The 16,330-nt window shown below is 73.0% G+C and carries 19 protein-coding genes; 8 read left to right on the top strand and 11 right to left on the bottom strand.

Features of this window, described 5'->3' with window-relative positions:
• Positions 1 to 29 precede the first annotated feature (29 nt).
• The 7 genes from ABZX11_RS26790 to ABZX11_RS26760 form a co-directional block, all read right to left on the bottom strand.
• A complete protein-coding gene (locus tag ABZX11_RS26790; protein WP_354917761.1) occupies positions 30 to 383 on the bottom strand; it encodes an STAS domain-containing protein in 354 nt (117 codons plus the stop codon).
• Entirely contained in the window at positions 380 to 1,450 is a 1,071-nt protein-coding gene (locus tag ABZX11_RS26785; RefSeq protein WP_354917758.1) for a cobalamin-dependent protein, read from the bottom strand. Before ABZX11_RS26785 ends, ABZX11_RS26790 begins: the two co-directional genes overlap by 4 nt.
• A complete protein-coding gene (locus tag ABZX11_RS26780; RefSeq protein WP_354917856.1) occupies positions 1,447 to 2,997 on the bottom strand; it encodes a PP2C family protein-serine/threonine phosphatase in 1,551 nt (516 codons plus the stop codon). The genes ABZX11_RS26785 and ABZX11_RS26780 overlap by 4 nt, the downstream gene beginning before the upstream one ends.
• 70 nt (positions 2,998 to 3,067) lie before the next feature.
• Positions 3,068 to 3,466, bottom strand: a complete 399-nt coding sequence (locus tag ABZX11_RS26775; protein WP_176177577.1) for an ATP-binding protein — start codon at positions 3,464 to 3,466, stop codon at positions 3,068 to 3,070.
• A gap of 92 nt (positions 3,467 to 3,558) precedes the next feature.
• Positions 3,559 to 3,942, bottom strand: coding sequence for an STAS domain-containing protein (locus tag ABZX11_RS26770; protein ID WP_354917754.1), 384 nt, complete (start codon positions 3,940 to 3,942; stop codon positions 3,559 to 3,561).
• Positions 3,943 to 4,040: 98 nt separating this feature from the next.
• Complete coding sequence (locus ABZX11_RS26765) at positions 4,041 to 5,207, bottom strand: VanZ family protein (protein ID WP_354917751.1); 1,167 nt, start codon at positions 5,205 to 5,207, stop codon at positions 4,041 to 4,043.
• Positions 5,208 to 5,281: 74 nt separating this feature from the next.
• Positions 5,282 to 5,476, bottom strand: coding sequence for an antitoxin (locus tag ABZX11_RS26760; RefSeq protein WP_176177579.1), 195 nt, complete (start codon positions 5,474 to 5,476; stop codon positions 5,282 to 5,284).
• A 379-nt stretch (positions 5,477 to 5,855) separates the two neighbouring features.
• Here ABZX11_RS26760 and ABZX11_RS26755 point away from each other — a divergent pair, with 379 nt between their 5' ends.
• From ABZX11_RS26755 to ABZX11_RS26740, 4 genes are all read left to right on the top strand, one after another.
• Complete coding sequence (locus ABZX11_RS26755) at positions 5,856 to 7,571, top strand: sulfatase-like hydrolase/transferase (protein WP_354917854.1); 1,716 nt, start codon at positions 5,856 to 5,858, stop codon at positions 7,569 to 7,571.
• 199 nt (positions 7,572 to 7,770) lie between these two features.
• The gene (locus ABZX11_RS26750; RefSeq protein WP_254897539.1) at positions 7,771 to 8,100 is read left to right on the top strand and encodes a hypothetical protein; all 330 of its coding nucleotides are present in this window, start codon (positions 7,771 to 7,773) and stop codon (positions 8,098 to 8,100) included.
• A gap of 392 nt (positions 8,101 to 8,492) precedes the next feature.
• Positions 8,493 to 9,617 carry a S1 family peptidase gene (locus ABZX11_RS26745; RefSeq protein ID WP_176177581.1) on the top strand — a complete coding sequence of 375 codons (1,125 nt, stop codon included), beginning with the start codon at positions 8,493 to 8,495 and terminating at the stop codon, positions 9,615 to 9,617.
• A 102-nt stretch (positions 9,618 to 9,719) separates the two neighbouring features.
• Entirely contained in the window at positions 9,720 to 10,262 is a 543-nt protein-coding gene (locus tag ABZX11_RS26740) for a dihydrofolate reductase family protein (protein WP_354917747.1), read from the top strand.
• On the opposite strand, the gene ABZX11_RS26735 is transcribed toward ABZX11_RS26740, so the two are convergent.
• From ABZX11_RS26735 to ABZX11_RS26725, 3 genes are all read right to left on the bottom strand, one after another.
• Positions 10,259 to 10,849: a TetR/AcrR family transcriptional regulator gene (locus ABZX11_RS26735; RefSeq protein WP_354917744.1), complete on the bottom strand. Its 591-nt coding sequence runs from the start codon at positions 10,847 to 10,849 to the stop codon at positions 10,259 to 10,261. The two genes, ABZX11_RS26740 and ABZX11_RS26735, sit on opposite strands and share 4 nt — an antisense overlap.
• A gap of 4 nt (positions 10,850 to 10,853) precedes the next feature.
• Entirely contained in the window at positions 10,854 to 11,723 is an 870-nt protein-coding gene (locus ABZX11_RS26730) for an alpha/beta hydrolase (protein WP_354917741.1), read from the bottom strand.
• A gap of 316 nt (positions 11,724 to 12,039) precedes the next feature.
• Entirely contained in the window at positions 12,040 to 12,486 is a 447-nt protein-coding gene (locus tag ABZX11_RS26725) for a nuclear transport factor 2 family protein (protein WP_354917738.1), read from the bottom strand.
• Positions 12,487 to 12,536: 50 nt separating this feature from the next.
• Between ABZX11_RS26725 and ABZX11_RS26720 the strand changes: the two genes are divergently transcribed.
• Both ABZX11_RS26720 and ABZX11_RS26715 read left to right on the top strand, forming a co-directional pair.
• The gene (locus ABZX11_RS26720) at positions 12,537 to 13,172 is read left to right on the top strand and encodes a helix-turn-helix domain-containing protein (protein WP_354917735.1); all 636 of its coding nucleotides are present in this window, start codon (positions 12,537 to 12,539) and stop codon (positions 13,170 to 13,172) included.
• An 83-nt stretch (positions 13,173 to 13,255) separates the two neighbouring features.
• Entirely contained in the window at positions 13,256 to 13,774 is a 519-nt protein-coding gene (locus ABZX11_RS26715) for a VOC family protein (protein WP_176177587.1), read from the top strand.
• On the opposite strand, the gene ABZX11_RS26710 is transcribed toward ABZX11_RS26715, so the two are convergent.
• Positions 13,771 to 14,196 (bottom strand): DoxX family protein, encoded by a 426-nt coding sequence (locus ABZX11_RS26710; RefSeq protein WP_354917731.1) that lies wholly within the window; start codon positions 14,194 to 14,196, stop codon positions 13,771 to 13,773. The genes ABZX11_RS26715 and ABZX11_RS26710 overlap by 4 nt on opposite strands.
• Positions 14,197 to 14,663: 467 nt before the next feature.
• Here ABZX11_RS26710 and ABZX11_RS26705 point away from each other — a divergent pair, with 467 nt between their 5' ends.
• Together ABZX11_RS26705 and ABZX11_RS26700 are read left to right on the top strand one after the other, a co-directional pair.
• Entirely contained in the window at positions 14,664 to 15,929 is a 1,266-nt protein-coding gene (locus ABZX11_RS26705; protein WP_176177589.1) for a helix-turn-helix domain-containing protein, read from the top strand.
• 94 nt (positions 15,930 to 16,023) lie between these two features.
• Complete coding sequence (locus ABZX11_RS26700) at positions 16,024 to 16,272, top strand: hypothetical protein (protein ID WP_254897411.1); 249 nt, start codon at positions 16,024 to 16,026, stop codon at positions 16,270 to 16,272.
• Positions 16,273 to 16,330: the final 58 nt, after the last annotated feature.

The raw sequence follows: 16,330 nt of genomic DNA, 5'->3' as shown, positions 1-16,330 counted from the left end.
GAGTCGCCCGCCGGCCGGGGGAGTGGGCGTCAGGAATCCCGGCGGGCCCGGGTGTCCGCGGCCTCGCCGGTCAGGTACACCGCCGTCCCGGTGCGGAGGAGCAGGCGGTCCAACGCCGGCTGCCGGTTGTCCAGGTGCAGGCGGGCGCCCGCCTCGACCACCACGCGGTGCACCTTCATCAGCTCCGACAGGCCCGACGAGTCGCAGAAGCCGATCTCGCCGCAGTCCAGCCGGACGTCCCGGACGCCGGGGTGGCCGGCCAGGCGCTCGGTGACCAGCCGCAGCAGCGTGCCCGCCGTCGCGAACTCGAGGTCGCCGCTGATCGTCACGGCGGCCGTGGCGTCCTCCGGGGTGGTCCAGGTGCAGGTCAGCCCGGTGGTCATGCCGTCCGCTCCGATCCGGCGGCCGGCTCCGCCAGGTGGGTTCGTGCGGCGCGGAGCAAGCCGGTGGCCCGCGGGAAGTCGTGCAGCTCCGCGCCGAGCAGTTCGAGAGCGGGCACGAGCGAGGCCGCCGGGACGCCCCGCGCGGTCAGGATCCCGGCCGTCCAGCTCAGGAACCCGGTGAACAGCTCGCCGTCGCCGACGTACAGCGCCGTCGCCAGGTACTCCACGATGTGCGCGAGGTCCTCGGCCGTGTACTGGCGCTGGAGGTCGGTGTAGGACCGCATGGCCGGGATCCGCTCCTCCAGCCCGGCCAGCACGGTCTTGACCAGCCGGGCCGAGCTGCGGGTGACCAGCGTGTACTCCTGGTCGGCCAGGTGCGGCAGGTCGTCGAGCGGCTGGTGGGCCGCGTGCGGCCGGGGGAGCGGCTCGGTCAGCCGGTCGGCGGCCGCGCGGGCGTCCGGGGCCCACGCTTCGGCGCCCAGCAGGCGGGCGTACCGGCCGTCGTGGCCGAAGGCGGCGCCGCCCGCGATGACCGGGGTGGCCGCCGCCTGGCACGCCGTGATGGTCGCGTGCGCCGTCGGCAGCCGGGTCGCCAGCGATCCCGACAGCGCCACCGCGTCCGGGCCGGTCCGGTGCAGGTGCGCCACCAGGTGCGGGGCCGGCACCTGCGCGCCGAGGTAGTCGACGCGGAAGCCGCGCAGCCGCAGCACTTCCGACAGCAGCCGGGCCGGCATCGCGTGCCACTCGCCGTCGACGCACGCGACGGTGATCCGGCCCAGGTGCGGCTCCGGTCGCTTCAGCACGTACCCGAAGGAGGCGATGACGCGGTCGTTGATCGCGGTCGCCGCGTGCTCCTGGGCGACGGTGAGGCGGTTGGCCGCCCACTCGCGGCCGACCCGCCGCTGCACGGCGCCGATCACGTCGAGCAGCACGCTCTCCGGGTCGGTCCCGTCGCCGAGCGCCCGGACCACGGCGTCGCCCGCGGCGTACTCGTCGCCGGCGGTGACCGCCTCCCAGAGCCGTTCGGTGTGCTCGGCCACCGCGGAGGAGCGGGTAGCGGTGCTCATGCGGTGTACCTCCCGCGCCCGTGGCCGCCCACCGCGGCCAGGTGCTGCCCGCGCGGCGCGGTGATCGCCAGCACGGCCATGTCGTCGTGGCTGCCGCGCCCGATCCACTGGGAGGCCAGCATCTGCACGCGCTCGACGACGGCGTCGGCCGGCATGTTCGCGCACTCGGCCACGGCCTGCTCGAGCCGTTCCTCGCCGAACATGGCGTCCCCGAGCGGGCCGCCCTTCGCCTCGACGATCCCGTCGGTGTAGAGCAGGCACGTCTCGCCGGGGTGCAGCGTGATCTCCGCGGTCGTCGACTCGATCTCGGGCAGCACGCCGATCAGGCTGCCCTGGCTGTCGACCTCTTCGACGCGGCCGTCGGCCCGCACGATCAGCGGCGGCGGGTGCCCCGCGCAGGTCACGCGCAGCCGGACGGTGGCGCCTTCGCGCCGCGCGGAGGCCAGCACGAGGGTGACGTACCGGGCGTCGGCGTTGTCGCCGAGCGTGCGGTTGAGCAGGTCCAGCAGCCGGTGGTGGTCTTCGGCCATGGGCAGCAGCGCGCGCAGCGTGGTGCGGATCTTGCCGGTCAGCACGGCCGCGTCGAGGCCCTTGCCGCAGACGTCGCCGAGCACGGCCAGCGACTCTTCGCCCTCGGCGGTGATCGCCGAGTGGACGTCGTAGAAGTCGCCGCCGATCCGCTCGCCGTCGCGCGCCGGGCGGTAGCGGCCGGCGTATTCGACGCCGCCGAGCTGTTCGAGGGTCGGCGGGAGCAGTTCGCGCATCAGCGTGTCGGTGATCGACGCCTGCAGCGCGAACACCCGCGCCGCCGACATGGCCGCGCCGGCCCGCGCGGCGAACAGCCGGGCGAAGAGCTCTTCGGAGTCGCTGAACGACGCCCGGTCGCCGCGGCGCAGCAGCACCAGGGCCCCGGCGGGGACGCCGTGGCCGGGCAGCGGCGTCACGACGATCGAGCCGACCGGCCCGAAGCCCTCCGGCAGCACCCAGGACGGGGCCGCGCCGGGGTCGAGCCAGCGCGAGGGCACCGGCGGGAAGCCCTGCAGCGCTTCGCCGAGCCCGGGCAGCTCGTCCGGGTCGATCTCCAGCCGGGTGCGGGTGGGCTCGCCGCCGCGCACGCAGGAGACGGCCGGGAAGGTCGACCCGGTGGTCGGGGCCAGCACCAGGGCGGCGTCGGCGAGGTGCTGCGCGGCCAGCCGGGCGGCGACCTCCATGCACCGGTCCAGGTTGAGCGAGCCCAGCAGCGCGGCGGAGGCGTCGCTGAGGAACGCGGTCCGCTCCTGCTCCCGCGCCAGCGCCTCCCGGGCCGAGCGGGTCTCGGTCTCGTCGATGAGCCACCAGGTCACGGCCTCGCCGTGCGGGACCGGGTGCGCGGCGAACGCGCGCTCGCCGACCTCGCCGCGGGCGACCTCGTCGGAGCCGCGCTCGTGCGCCTCGGCCAGCCAGTCCGCGATCGTGCCCGCCGCCGGGCGCCCGAAGCCGGCGGCCGGGAAGAGCGCGCGGGCGGCTTCGTTGAGGGCCCGGACCGTCCCGGACCGGTCGACCACCACGGCGGCGGCCGGGGCGGCCGCCCAGCCACCGGTGCCGTCGACCGGGGTGATGGCCGCCGTGTGTGCCGGATCAGCCACGGGCGCCCGCCGGATCCGGGTCGGTCGCCAGCTCGGCCCACAGGGTCTTGCCGCTGGGCCGGCGCAGCTGGCCCCAGGCCGCCGCGCAGCGTTCGACCAGCAGCAGCCCGCGGCCGCCGTGGTCGGACGGCGCCCGGCGGCGGGCCGGGTCGGTCCCGCTGTCGTCGACCTCGATGCGCAGCCGGGCGGCGCCGGGCAGCAGGCGGACGTGGTAGGGCGCGCGGCCGTGCCGCAGCGCGTTCGACGTCAGCTCGTCCACCACCATCACCGCCGTGCCGACGAAGTGGGCCGGGAAGCCGCGCAGGACGGTCCGCACCCAGTGCCGCACCCGCGCCAGTTCGGACAGCTCGGGGGAGATGCCCAGTTCGTGCCGGGCAAATCGGAGCTTCACATCCGCCTCCTTCGCCGTGCCACCCCCAGCCGGGAGGCCCTCCCCCTCTTCATGCCCGGAACCGGGCCCGCCCACACGGGTGTCCGAGGTCGTCATGCCGCACCCCAGGCGTCGGCGACCGCCTCGTGGGTCGGGTGCACCGGCAGGACGTCGCCGAGGCGGAGCAGGCCGATGGGCCGGGTCACCGCCGGGGCGGCGGACACGACGGCGAACCGGCCGCCCGCCGCGTGCAGCCCGCGGGCCAGCCGGAGCAGGACCTGCAGGCAGCTGGAGTCGCAGTACTCGACCTCGGCCATGTCCATCACGACCCGGGCGGCGCCCGGAGCGGCGACCAGCAGGTCCGCGAGCTTCGTCGAGGCCGCGAAGTCGAACTCGCCGCGCAGGGTGTAGACGCTGGTCTCGCCGGAGTCGTGGGCCTCGAGCGACCAGCCGTCACCCGAGTACCGCTGCCGCGGCCGCGTTGCGTCGGTGGTCATCACAAGCTCCAGGAAGGGATCGGGACACGGGCTGGCCGGCTCAACCCGTTCCCGACGCAATCTACCAGCGCTGTCGACCAGGGGCAGGCCGGTGTCGCCTACTGTCCTTTAAGGACTTTCTCGGCAGGCGCCGTCACCGGCGCCTGCTCCGGCGTCCCCGGCGGCACGACGGCCGTGTTCACGGTGCGGGTCAGCCGCTCGTAGGGGGCCCGGTGCTCGTCGTCGAGCAGCACGGCCAGCGGCGTCCAGACCCCGACGACGAACACCGACGCGGCCAGCGCGACCGGCAGGAGCAGCCGCTCCGGGTGGTTCCCCAGGTCCCAGTGGTCCAGGTCCAGCACCAGCCAGGTGAGCCACAGCGGCGAGAGCAGGACGCCGTTGCGGACCAGCAGCGCGACCGGTCCGGCCCGGCGGCCGCCCCGGCGGGTCACCCGCAGCAGCATCGCGCGCTTGCCCGGGGTCGACCCGGTGACGGCGGGCAGGACCACGAACCACACGAGGGCGAGGATGACGACCGGCGTGTCGCGGTGGCTCAGGTCCTCGCCGAACAGCGTCAGCAGGCCGAAGAGGAAACCGAGCAGCGCGGCGAACCCCACCAGGTCGGTGGCCAGCGCGAACAGCCGCCGGGTGAAGGTGACCTTCGCGGCGTAACGGCTCCGCTCGTGCTCCGGCTGCGGCGAGGGGAGCAGCCGCCCGAGCGGTCCGGCCACCAACCAGCCCACGACGACGCCGGCGGTGTTGAGGATCAGGTCGTCGACGCTGAAGAGCCGGTACGGGCACGGGTAGACGAACCACAGGCCGGTCAGCTGGGTCAGCTCGAAGAACAGCGACAGGCCGAAGCCGATCAGGGTGGCCGGCAGCAGCCGCACCCGCTGGGCGTACCGGAGGTAGAACCCCAGCGGTGCCAGCATCACGACGTTGAGCGCGGTGGTCCACACCGCCGGGTTGTGCAGCAGCGCGGAGGGACCCCAGTGACCGCGGGCCCGCTGGGAGACCACCTCGACGAAGTAGAACGGCCGCAGCTGCGGCGAACTCGCGTAGGTGTGGCCCGCGCAGTAGGACGGGTCGGCGGGCAGCGGCAGCACCGTCTGGGTGGCGATCGCCAGCAGGTAGAATAGGAACGTGTAGAAGACGAAGGTCGGCCACCCGCCGGCGCGGCCGCGGCGGCGGTAGCTGACGAAGGCGGCCGGCAGCATCACGGCCAGCGCGAGGAGGGGGAACAGGAGCAGCGCGGTCCGGACGGGGACCAGGTAGGTGGCGACCACGGAGCCGGTGGTACCCAGCCGCGGGGGCGGCGAAGCGTGCTTCCCCCGGACGGCTGGGAATCACCGGTGACGGCTCACTGCGGCGGCGCGTCCTGCCCGCCGCCGGTCTGCTTGTGGAGGAACTCCTTCGCCTTCTCCGACCCCTGGTCGATCTTGTCGGAGTGCTGGCCGAAGCGCTGCTTGGCGGCCTCGGCGGCCTTGTCGACGCCCTGGTCGGCCTGGTCGGGGTGCTTCCCGAGCGCTTCCTTCGCCTTATCGAACAGATTCATCGTGGGCCTCCGGTCGGATTCGATCTTGGGACACCCCGAGGAGAACACCGGGGCCGCGGGGGCGCAACGCTCGTTCCCCTGCGCCGGGGATTTCCGGTGTTCCTGCGGGTGAACGGCCCGGCCGGCGGTTTCGGTGCGGCCGTGCCCGGGTACGGCCGATTCCCTTCGGGTGCCCGGTCGGCGCGGAACCGGCGCTGCTGCACGAAACGCCCACGCGACACAAGGGCGGGGCGACGCCGTCACCGGAACTCCGGGAGCATCTCCGGTCCCCGGCGGGTGGCACGTGAACCGCGCGCCTCCGCGCTCCGTATATGTGGTGACGATCGCCGCCCCGCCGCACGGGCCGGCGGCCACCGTGCACCACGACGTGAGGCTCGCCATGGTTGGAAACACCGGTCTGCCGCTGGTGCGGCTCGTCCGCCGCCGCACCCCGGTCACCGGGGCCGCGCTGCCCGACTTCGGCCTGCCCCGGCCCGGACGGGGGCACCACGTCGTCGCGGGCCGGGTCCTGACCGTGCTGGCCGCGCTGCTCGTGCTGTTCGGGCTCCTCGCCCCGGACGACCTCAGCTCGTTCTCCGCCGCGGCGCTCGTGCGGGTGCCGGTCGAGGGCCTCGTCATCGGGGCGGTCCTGCTGGTCCTGCCGCCGCGGCCGCGCCGCGTCGCCGCCGTGCTCGCCGGGCTGGGGCTCGGCCTGCTGACCCTGATGAAGGCCCTGGACACCGGCTTCTACGCGACGCTGGAGAAGCCGTTCGACCCGGTCTACGACTGGAGCTTCTTCAGCGCCGGTGTCGAGTTCCTGGCCGGGCAGATCGGGGACGCGGCCACGGTCGCCGCCCTGATCGGCGCCGGCCTGCTCGCCGTGGCCGTGGTCGTGGTCATGGTGCTGGCGATGCTGCGGCTGAGCCGGGTCGCGGCCGGGCGGCGGACCGGCGCGACCCGCGTGGTGGCCGTGCTCGCCGTGGTCTGGATCGTCTCCTCGGTGTTCGGCGTCGAGATCGCGCCGGGGCAGCCGGTCGCCGCCCAGAGCGCTGCCGCGCTGGCCTACGGGGACCTGCGCCAGGTCGGCGCCGACCTGCGGGACCAGCGGCCCTTCGGGGAGCTGGCCGCCGAGGACGCCTTCCGGGCCACCCCGGGCGCGCAGCTGCTGAACGGGCTGCGCGGCAAGAACGTCGTGCTGACCTTCGTCGAGAGCTACGGGCGGATCGCGCTCGACGACCCGGTCATCGGCGCGAAGATCGGCCCGGCGCTCGACGCGGGCACGGCCGAACTGCGGGCGGCGGGCATCGGCGCGAGGAGCGCCTTCCTGTCCTCTTCGACGTTCGGCGGCGGCAGCTGGCTGGCGCACTCGACCGTGCAGTCGGGGATGTGGATCGACAACCAGCAGCGGTACAACGACCTGCTCGCCGGCGACCGGCTGACCCTCGGCGGGGCGTTCCAGCGGGCGGGCTGGCGGACGGTCTGGGACGTGCCCGCGCACACCAAGGACTGGCCGGAGGGGCAGAAGTTCTACCACCCCGACGCCTACTACGACGCCCGTTCCATCGGCTACCACGGGCCGGGCTACGCCTACGCCACCATGCCGGACCAGTTCTCGCTCTCCATGCTGCAGCGCAAGGAGCTGGCGAACGCGACGCCGCAGCGCCCGGTGATGGCGGAGGTCGACCTGGTCTCCAGCCACGCACCGTGGTCCCCGCGGCCCTGGCTGGTCGACTGGAACCAGGTCGGTGACGGCTCGGTCTTCAACCCCCAGCCCGCGGCGGGCGAAGCGCCGGAGTCGGTCTGGAAGGACCCGGAAAAGATCCGCGAGGCCTACCGCGACGCGACCGACTACTCGCTGAAGACGGTGATCTCGTTCGTCAAGCAGTACGGCGACGAGAACACGGTCCTGGTGTTCCTCGGTGACCACCAGCCGCCGGTGGTCACCCCGCAGGGCGCGGTCCACGACGTGCCGGTCACCATCGTGGCCAAGGACCCGAAGGTGCTCGACCGGATCGCCGGCTGGGGCTGGCAGGACGGCCTGCACCCCGGTGCGCAGGCTCCGGTGTGGAAGATGGATTCCTTCCGCGACCGGTTCCTCAACGCCTTCGCCCGCTGACCGTCCTCTCCGGACGGACGGCAGCGGTTCCGTGCGCCCGGGCGGGGAATCCGCCACCGACCAGTGGCCCGGGCTAGCCCGGATGGAGCAGTGGGGTGACTTTCCGCTGCGCGCCGGTTCACTGGCCCGATGAATTGCCGGTAATTCCCGTGCACTTCTACGCTCGGGAAGTCGGGTTCTCGGCGGTTGAGGAGTGGCCATGTTCAGGAAATGCGCGGTTTTTGCGATCGCGGTGTTTTCCCTTTTCGGTCTGTCGGTCGTGCCTGCGGTCGCGGCGACCGGTGATTTCGCGCCACCCGGCTGCATCGGCGAGCGCTACGGGACCCTGTTCGGCGAAGGGGTCTCCGTCAGCTGTTTTCCCGGCTCCGGCTACGGATACCGCGTTCTCGCGCATTGTTCGAACGGTTCCGCGTACTGGCTGGTGGCCGGGCTCCCGGTGCCCTACGGATTCGGTCCGGCGGTTGCGGAGTGCTCGGGGGCGCTGCTCGTGCCGGCCCGGCTGATCGTCTACCAGGTCGACGAAATCTGATTCGGGCAGGGAACCGCCCGGCCACCGTTTTCCCGGTGGCCGGGCGGTGTCGTGCCCGCATTCCGGTCGGCCGGAGGGACGGCCGGGCACCTCCGGTGCCCGGCAGACTCCCGTTCGCGCCGGTGCCCGGTGCGGCGTGTTCTACTTGGTTCAGACCTTTGCGATGCCGCGACGAAGGGGTGGCGGACACGGCGCGGGCGGCCCGGCGGCTGGTCCGCGGCCTGGTCGTTGTCGGGGAAAACCCTTGCCTCATAGCGGGTTATGACTATCCATAGTGGACTTCAGGGCGGGAAATCCGGACAGAACACCGGACAAATCTGGACCCGGCGCGGGCCTGCCCCGCACACTCGGCGGACGGTGTGTTTCTTTCCCCCGGCCTTGGAGGAGTTCCCATGCGTCGAAGAATCGCCCTGACCCTCGGCAGCGCCGCCGCCGTCCTCACCGCGTCGCTGACCGCGCTCACCCCTGCCGTGGCCCAGGCCTCACCCGGGCTGATCGCCGCCATGCAGCGGGACCTCGGCCTCACCGCCGCGCAGGCGTCGGCCCGGCTCACCCAGGAGATGTCCGCCACCCGGGTGCTGCCCGGCGCGCAGCGGGCCGCCGGCGCCGCGTTCGGGGGCGCGTGGTTCGACCCCGCGCGGGGCAGGCTGGTGGTCGGCGTGACCGACCCGGCCGCGGCCGCCGCCGTCCGGCAGGCCGGGGCCGAACCCGTCGCCGCCCGCACCAGCGCGGCGCAGCTCGACGCGGCCAAGGCCGCGATCGACGCGTCGGCCAAGGCGCAGCCCGCTCCGGCCGCCGTCACCGGCTGGCGCACCGACCCGCGGGCCGGCAGCGTCGTGGTCACCGTGGCGCCCGGCGCACGCGGCGCGGACGTCGACGCCTTCCTGGCCCGGGCGGCGAAGGCCGGCCCGGTCACCGTGGCGACCGCACCGGCGGCCGCGCCCTTCTCGGCCGGGACGGTCGGCGGCGACCCGTACTACATCAACGGCAACACCCGCTGCTCGATCGGCTTCTCCGTGCAGGGCGGGTTCGTCAGCGCCGGGCACTGCGGCGGCGCGGGCAGCTCGGTCGTCGGCTGGGACGGCTCGTGGATGGGCACCTTCGCCGGGTCTTCCTTCCCCGGCAACGACTATTCGTTCATCCGCATCGGCGGCGGCTGGTGGACCGCGCCGGTGGTGCTCGGCTGGGGCACGGTGAGCGACGCGCTCGTACGCGGGTCCTGGGTCGCGCCGGTCGGCACGTCGGTGTGCCGCTCGGGCTCCACCACGCACTGGCACTGCGGCACGGTGCTCGGCCAGAACGAGACGGTCAACTACGCCCAGGGCGCGGTCTACCAGATGACCCGCACCAACGTCTGCGCCGAGCCGGGCGACTCCGGCGGCTCGTTCATCACCGGTGACCAGGCCCAGGGCGTCACCTCCGGTGGATGGGGCAACTGCAGCTCGGGCGGCGAGACGTGGTTCCAGCCGGTCAACGAGATCCTGCAGACCTACGGCGTGTCCCTCGTGACGGCGTAGCGGGTGCTTCCGGCGGCGGTGCGATGAATCCGGCGGCCGCCGCCGGTAGGTACCGGTGCGGCCGCACCACCGGGGTGCGGCGTGAAGGCACCGGGAGCGGACATGAGCGTGATCGTCGTCGAGTTCACCACCCTGGACGGCGTCGTCGAGGACCCCGACGGCTCCGGCGGCACGGCTTCCGGCGGCTGGGCGTTCCGGCACGGTCCGGAAGCGGTGGCGGGGGACAAGTTCCGGCTGGGGTCCCTGCTGGAGACCGGCGTCCTGCTGTTCGGCCGGACCACGTGGGAGCTGTTCGCGAAGCTCTGGCCGGGCCGCTCGGGCGAGTTCCCCGACCGGCTCAACGCGGCGGCGAAACTGGTCGCGTCCCGGACGCTGCCCGACGTGTCGGCGTGGCAGAACTCCGTGTTGCTGAGCGGAGAACTCGCCGACGCGATCGCGGAGGAGGAGCGGGACGTGGTCGTCATCGGGTCGGTCGGGATCGCCCGGCAGCTCGCCCGCCGCGGCCTCGTCGACGAGTACCGCCTGCTCGTCTTCCCGAGCGTCGCGGGGGAGGGCAGGCGGCTGTTCGAGGAGGCGGTGGACTTCGACCTCGTCTCGGCCATCCAGGCCGGGCCGGCGATCCTCAGCACGTACCGGACGCGTTAGGTCCGCAGGAGACTGCCGAGCCAGCCGCCGAGGACCTGCTGGACCTCGGCGCGGGTCCGGGCCGGTTCCCCGGACGCGGCGATCATCCGCGCCGCCTCCATCACCGCGCTGAGCACGAGCTGGGCCAGGGCGCGGACCGGCATCTCGACGATCAGCCCGTCCGCACGGGCCTGCTCCAGCACGGACACGATCAGGCCGAGGCCGTACTCCGCCTCGATCTCGCGCCAGGCCTCCCAGCCGAGCACCGCGGGTGCGTCGGTGAGCGAGATCCGGCGGACCTCCTCGCGCAGGCAGGCGTCGAGGAAGACGCCGAAGCCGGCGAGCATGCCGGCGAGCGGGTCCGCGCCGGCGGCGAACGCGGCCCGGACCTCTTCGGTCAGCTCGCGTTCCAGCTCCTCGACGACGGCGCGGAACAAGCCCTGCTTGTCGGCGTAGTGGTGGTACAGCGCGCCGCGGGTCACCCCGGCGGCGCGGGTGATCTCGTCGGCCGGCACCGCTGGGTAGCCACGGGCGGCGAACAGCTCCCGCGCGGCGGCGACCAGTGCGGCCTTCGTGCCGGCGGAACGGTCCTGCTGGGTACGTCGCACCCGCCTAATCTGCCATGGCGCCCGCGAACTCCACGACGTGGCGGGCCAGCACCGCCGGCTGGTCCTCGGACAGGAACGTGTAGCAGTCCGCCACCTCGACGAGCCGCGCGTCGGGCAGCAGGGCGGCGAGCCGGTGAGCCAGCCGGATCGGGAACAGCCGGTCCTCCGTCGCCCAGGCGAGCAGCACCGGCCGGTCGAACCCGCGCAGCGCCTCGGCGGCCGCGAGCGTGTACCGCGGGTGCACGGCCCGCAGCAGTTTCCGCAGGTCCCGGCGCACCCCGGCGGACTTGCGCAGCGGCGAGAGGTAGGCCTGCGCGACCGCGTCCGGCAGCGGCCGCTTGACCACCCGGCCGAACAGGACCGGCAGCGGGTACAGGGCCCGGATGCGGAGCAGCTGTCCCAGCACCGCCATCGAGCCGGGGATCCGGGCCAGCGGCGGCAGCGCCTTGAAGATCGGCGGGAAGAAGTACTCGAAGCAGTCGGACGGCGTGAGCACGACCCGGCCCACCCGCTCCGGACGGCGGCTGAGCAGGATCTGCGTCAGCGCACCGCCCGTGTCGTTGGCGACGAGGGTGACGTCCCGCAGGTCCAGCGCGTCGAGGAAGTCCGCGATCAGGTCGGCGTGGCCGACGGGGGAGAGGTCGGCGTCCGCTCGCATCGGCAGGTCGTGCGAGCCGAGGGGCAGATCGGGAGCCAGGCACCGGAACCCGGCCGCGGCGACGTCGGGGACGACCTTCCGCCAGAGTTCGGCGTTCGTCAGCACGCCGTGGATGAAGACGACCGGGGTGCCGCTGCCGCGCGCCCAGTAGCGCACTTCGCCGGCGGGCAGCCGGACGCGGTGTTCCCGACCCAGTGCTTTGCTGCGGTTCGTCATGCTCGCAGGTTACATACATGGTGTATGTATGTAAATGTGCCGGGATGGCTCGGGACGTGGGCGTGGCCCGGCGCGGGTTCGGGCTTGGCGGACGCGTTCGGCTCGCAGAGCTGATGGCGGGAGAGCGGCAAGATCGGCCGGCTGATGCGGTGGTGCCCCGGGACTTGGCTTCGGGGAAAGGTCGGATCCGGGGGCACCACCGCCCGCGGGACGGCTGAAGGGTGTCTCGCGGTGGACCCACCCTACGAACGGCCGAACGCCCTGACCAGGGCCTCGATGCGGTGTCGAAGGTTTGTCGCCCGGTCGGTCACCGGGCCTACCGAGAGTGGGTCCCGGTCATCGGTTCCCCGGCTTCGGGCTCGTCCGGCGGCCGGTCGGCGTGGCGGTGGACGATCTTCCACTCGCCGTCTTCGCGGCGGTACACGTGCGTGGCGCGCAGGGTGTACGTCGTCGGCTTTCCGTTGACCGACACCGTGTTGTGCTCGAAGCCGATGGTGTACGCGAGGTCGCCGCTCGCGCCCGCCGCGATCACCTCGAACCGGTAGCCGCGCGAGTCGGAGAACTGGGCCGCGACGCGCTTGAAGGCCGCGCTGACGTCGGGCCAGCCGGTCCGGATCGGCAGCCAGGCCCCGAACAGGCTGACCGGGTCCGCGTGCGACCACAAAGCGGTGCGCGGCTCCGGGTCCCCGCGGTGGATGGCCTGCTCGGCGGCGGTCTGCCGCGGCAGCACGTCGGCCAGGAAACTCTCGGCTGGTGCTGGCATGATGACTCCAATACAGTCGTGCTGTTTTCAATACAGTGAGGATGTATCGGATGAGTGGGCCCGTCAAGCGCCAGTACGACGCGAGCCGGCGCCGGGAACAGGCGCGGGAGAACCGGCGGCGGATCGTGGCGGCCGCGCACGAGCTGTTCGTCACGCGCGGTTACGGCCGGACGACCATCGCCGACATCGCCGCCGAAGCCGGAGTCGCCGCGGAGACGGTGTACGCGGCGTTCAAGAACAAGCCCGCGCTGCTGCACCGCGCGTGGGACGTCGCGGTGGGTGGCGACGACGAGGACGTGCCGCTGCTGGAGCGTCCCGAACTGCGGGCCGTGCTCGCCGAGCCCGACCTGCGGGCCCGGCTCGCGGGATTCGCCGCGGTCAACACCGCGGTGATGCGGCGGACCGCGCGGCTGCACCTGGCCGTGCGCGGCGCGGCGGCGAGCGAGCCCGCGGCGGCGGCGCTGCTGGCCGAGATCGACGGCGCGCGGCTGGAGGCGATGGCCGAGCACGCCAGGGTCGCGGCGGCCACCGGGCAGCTGGCGGTTTCCGAAGAGGAGTGCCGGGACGTGCTGTGGTCCACGACGGACGGGACGCTCTGGCACCGGCTCGTCGAGGGCCGCGGGTGGTCCGGCGAGCGGTACGCGGCCTGGCTCGGCCGGCTGTGGGTGGCGGCCCTGCTGGGTTGACCGGCGTGGGTTGACCGGTGCTGAACGTGCGCTTAACCTTAAGTTGAAACTTCAACCGATCTGCGCGCAGCACGGAGTCGTCGATGTCGATCTTCCGCCTGAACCACGCCGTGCTCTACGTGCGGAACCTGGCCGAAAGCGTGGCCTTCTACCGGGACGTGCTCGGCTTCGGGTACATCGACGGCGGTGACGCGTACCGGGGCGCGGCGTTCCTGCGGGCGCCCGGCTCGGCCAACGACCACGACCTCGGCCTGTTCGAAATCGGGGCGGACGCGGCGGACTCCGGGGCCGGGCGGACTTCGGTGGGTCTCTACCACCTGGCGTGGGAGGTCGACACGCTCGGGGACCTCGAGCGGCTCGCCGCCCGGCTCACCGAAGCGGGCGCGCTGGTCGGCTCGTCCGACCACGGGACCACGAAGTCCCTGTACGCCAAGGACCCCAACGGGCTGGAGTTCGAAGTGGTCTGGATCATCCCGCGCGAGCTGCTGACCGATGAGGACCGCGCGAAGGGCGCGTCGATCGGACGGCTCGACCTCGCGGCGGAGCTGGCGAAGTACGGTCCCGACGCGCGCAGCGGCGTCGGGATCTCGCGCTCCTCCTAGACCGCGGCGCCCGCCCGCGTCGGCTCGGACGACCGCTGCCGGACGGACAGGTTGCCCAGCGCGAAGCGGCCCGGGCCGGTGAACGCGATGAGCAGCAGCGACCAGCAGAACAGCGCGGCCGCTTCGCCGCCGTTCTGGATCGGGAACAGGCCGGTCGGCAGGTGGACGACGAAGTAGGCGTACGCCATCGAGCCGGAGCCGAGCACGGCGGCGACGCGGCTGCCGAGGCCGACGCAGACGAGCACCCCGCAGACGAGCTGGATGACCGCGGCCCACCAGCCGGGCCAGGCCCCGACGGCGATCGTCGACTTCGCACCGAACAGGCCGAAGAGCGACTTGAGGCCGTGGCAGGCGAAGAGGAAGCCGATGACGATGCGGTAGAGCCCGAGGACGTGGTCGCGGGCCGGGTCCAGGCGATGCATGGTGCCTCCGGTGAGCGGGGAGAGGGCGGCATCGAACCGGCCGGCAGTGCGGCCGGCCGTGTGCGAATTCGGGTCACCCAGATATACCGGTCGTGGACTGTTGCCACAAGCTCCAAATGTCGTGTAAAGCAGTTTCGAAACCCATGATCGGCCGGCGGCGATGCGCACGGCAGCGTTGTGGCGCAACGAGAATCCGCCGTACGGGTGATCTTCCTTCAGTGGTCCAGACCTCTGTGTAATCGGGGTCGATGTTACCGCGGTGTTTCGGGATTATTTTCGAGTCTTTCGATGTCGCTGCTTAACGCGCGACTTAACAAAATGGGGGGATCCGAATGTCGTATTCGACGCGTCCGGATGATGTGTGACGGCCAGGGGGAGCCGCTCGCCCCGCGGGCTCCGGATGCGACGTTCGACATGATCGCCGAGTTGCTCCACCGGTTTGAGGTGCCACCCCCTAAGGTGGCTCCATGGTGGACGAAGAAGTCGTCTCGGAGCGCATCCGGCAGATCGCCGCCACCCTCGAGGGCCGCGCGGCCGAACTCACCGGCGAGCTGGTCCAGCTGTACGCCACCGATCTGCCGCAGCTGGTCAACGACGACGAGCGCATGGTGAGCCTGCTGTCGGCGAGTGTGTACCAGAACATCGAGACCGCGCTGCAGATCTTCCGGCACGGCATCGACCCGGCGGGCGTCGAGCCGCCGGCCGCGGCGATCGAGTACGCGCGCCGGCTCGCCCAGCGCGGCACCCCGGTGTTCGACCTGATCCGCGCCTACGACCTCGGGCAGGCCGCGATGCTGGACTTCGGGTTCCAGGAGTGCATCCGGGCGGTGGACGACGCGGCCCTGCTCGGGGCCATGATGCGACGGCTGCTGCGGGTCGCCTACGAGTTCATCACCCGGGTCGTCCGCCAGCTCGTCGGCGTCTACCAGGACGAACGCGACCGCTGGCTGCTCAACCGCAGTGCCGCGCGGGCGGCGAAGGTGGCCGACCTGCTCGACGGCAACGGCGGCCTGATCGATGTCGACGCGGCCGAGGCGGTGATCGGCTACCGGCTGCGGGGCACGCACGTGGGGATGATCGTCTGGCACGCGTCGGCGGCCTTCGTCGACGACGCGCTGTCGCTGCTGGAGTCGGTCGCGGGCGCGGTGTTCGAGCGCGTCCGCGGGCAGGGCCGCCCGCTGTTCGTCCCGCGCGACGAGGCCAGCGCCTGGGTGTGGCTCCCGCTCGCCCCGGGTGCGACGGTCGGCCGCGACCACCTCGACGCGGCGCTCGCCGAGGCCGAAACGGGCGTCCGGGTGACCGTCGGTGACCCCGGCACCGGCGTCGCGGGCTTCCGCGACACCCACCAGCAGGCCCGCCGCGTGCACGCGCTGGCGCTGGCGGCGGGGGAGCACTGCGACCGCGTGCTGACCTTCCGCGAGGTCGGCACGGTGGCGCTGATGACCAGCGACCTGAACGCGGCCCGCCTGTGGGTCGCGAGCACCCTGGGCCCGCTGGCGGCCGACGACGAGAACTGCGCCCGCCTGCGCGAGACGCTGCGGGTGTTCCTGACCACGGGCGCCAGCTACACGGCGGCGGCCGCGGAGCTGACGATGCACAAGAACTCGGTCCAGTACCGCGTTCGCAAGGCCGAGGAGCTGCTGCCCCGCGGCCTCGGCGACGAGCGCCTGGACGTCGAGCTGGCCCTGGCCCTGTGCCGCCGCCTGGGCTCGGCGCTGCTCTCCCCGCCGTGAGCTGGGCGTCTTTGGTGTCCGGGACCACCGGGTCCCAAGATCGTTGGGCCGCGGGCACGAAGCCCGGGAGCCGATCTTCACCTACCGTGCTCGCATGGGTGAGAACGGTGGGATGCTCGCACTGGTGCGGCTACGCCGAGGCGTCGTCGGCGAGAGCAGACGCGTCTGCCACCTGATCCCGGTCCCGGCCGGTCCGGTCCCGGAGCACCTGACGGCCTTGTGCGGCGAGTCGATCTTCCCCGGGGACGCCGAGGTGCTGGACGGGCTGCGGGGGATGCCGTGCCACGCGTGCCTCGTGCGGAGCGCCTCGCCGGAGCCGGGCCGGCTGGCGAACGCGGGCTGACGGCTCCGCACGTCCTTCGCTGAATCGATCTCGTGAAAACGCCACCGGCTTTGCCATC

It is taken from the genome of Amycolatopsis sp. NPDC004169 (assembly GCF_040610315.1).
GTDB lineage: Bacteria > Actinomycetota > Actinomycetes > Mycobacteriales > Pseudonocardiaceae > Amycolatopsis.
Note: the sequence above shows the minus strand (reverse complement) of the source record. Positions and strands in the feature narration are given on the sequence as shown.

What these genes read in the sequence shown, in the direction of transcription:
- ABZX11_RS26790 (WP_354917761.1), bottom strand. Translation starts at nt 383, where the DNA reads ATGACCACCGGGCTGACCTGCACCTGGACCACCCCGGAGGACGCCACG.
- ABZX11_RS26785 (WP_354917758.1), bottom strand. Translation starts at nt 1,450, where the DNA reads ATGAGCACCGCTACCCGCTCCTCCGCGGTGGCCGAGCACACCGAACGG.
- ABZX11_RS26770 (WP_354917754.1), bottom strand. Translation starts at nt 3,942, where the DNA reads ATGACCACCGACGCAACGCGGCCGCGGCAGCGGTACTCGGGTGACGGC.
- ABZX11_RS26760 (WP_176177579.1), bottom strand. Translation starts at nt 5,476, where the DNA reads ATGAATCTGTTCGATAAGGCGAAGGAAGCGCTCGGGAAGCACCCCGAC.
- ABZX11_RS26755 (WP_354917854.1), top strand. Translation starts at nt 5,856, where the DNA reads ATGGTTGGAAACACCGGTCTGCCGCTGGTGCGGCTCGTCCGCCGCCGC.
- ABZX11_RS26750 (WP_254897539.1), top strand. Translation starts at nt 7,771, where the DNA reads ATGTTCAGGAAATGCGCGGTTTTTGCGATCGCGGTGTTTTCCCTTTTC.
- ABZX11_RS26745 (WP_176177581.1), top strand. Translation starts at nt 8,493, where the DNA reads ATGCGTCGAAGAATCGCCCTGACCCTCGGCAGCGCCGCCGCCGTCCTC.
- ABZX11_RS26740 (WP_354917747.1), top strand. Translation starts at nt 9,720, where the DNA reads ATGAGCGTGATCGTCGTCGAGTTCACCACCCTGGACGGCGTCGTCGAG.
- ABZX11_RS26730 (WP_354917741.1), bottom strand. Translation starts at nt 11,723, where the DNA reads ATGACGAACCGCAGCAAAGCACTGGGTCGGGAACACCGCGTCCGGCTG.
- ABZX11_RS26725 (WP_354917738.1), bottom strand. Translation starts at nt 12,486, where the DNA reads ATGCCAGCACCAGCCGAGAGTTTCCTGGCCGACGTGCTGCCGCGGCAG.
- ABZX11_RS26720 (WP_354917735.1), top strand. Translation starts at nt 12,537, where the DNA reads ATGAGTGGGCCCGTCAAGCGCCAGTACGACGCGAGCCGGCGCCGGGAA.
- ABZX11_RS26715 (WP_176177587.1), top strand. Translation starts at nt 13,256, where the DNA reads ATGTCGATCTTCCGCCTGAACCACGCCGTGCTCTACGTGCGGAACCTG.
- ABZX11_RS26710 (WP_354917731.1), bottom strand. Translation starts at nt 14,196, where the DNA reads ATGCATCGCCTGGACCCGGCCCGCGACCACGTCCTCGGGCTCTACCGC.
- ABZX11_RS26705 (WP_176177589.1), top strand. Translation starts at nt 14,664, where the DNA reads ATGGTGGACGAAGAAGTCGTCTCGGAGCGCATCCGGCAGATCGCCGCC.
- ABZX11_RS26700 (WP_254897411.1), top strand. Translation starts at nt 16,024, where the DNA reads ATGGGTGAGAACGGTGGGATGCTCGCACTGGTGCGGCTACGCCGAGGC.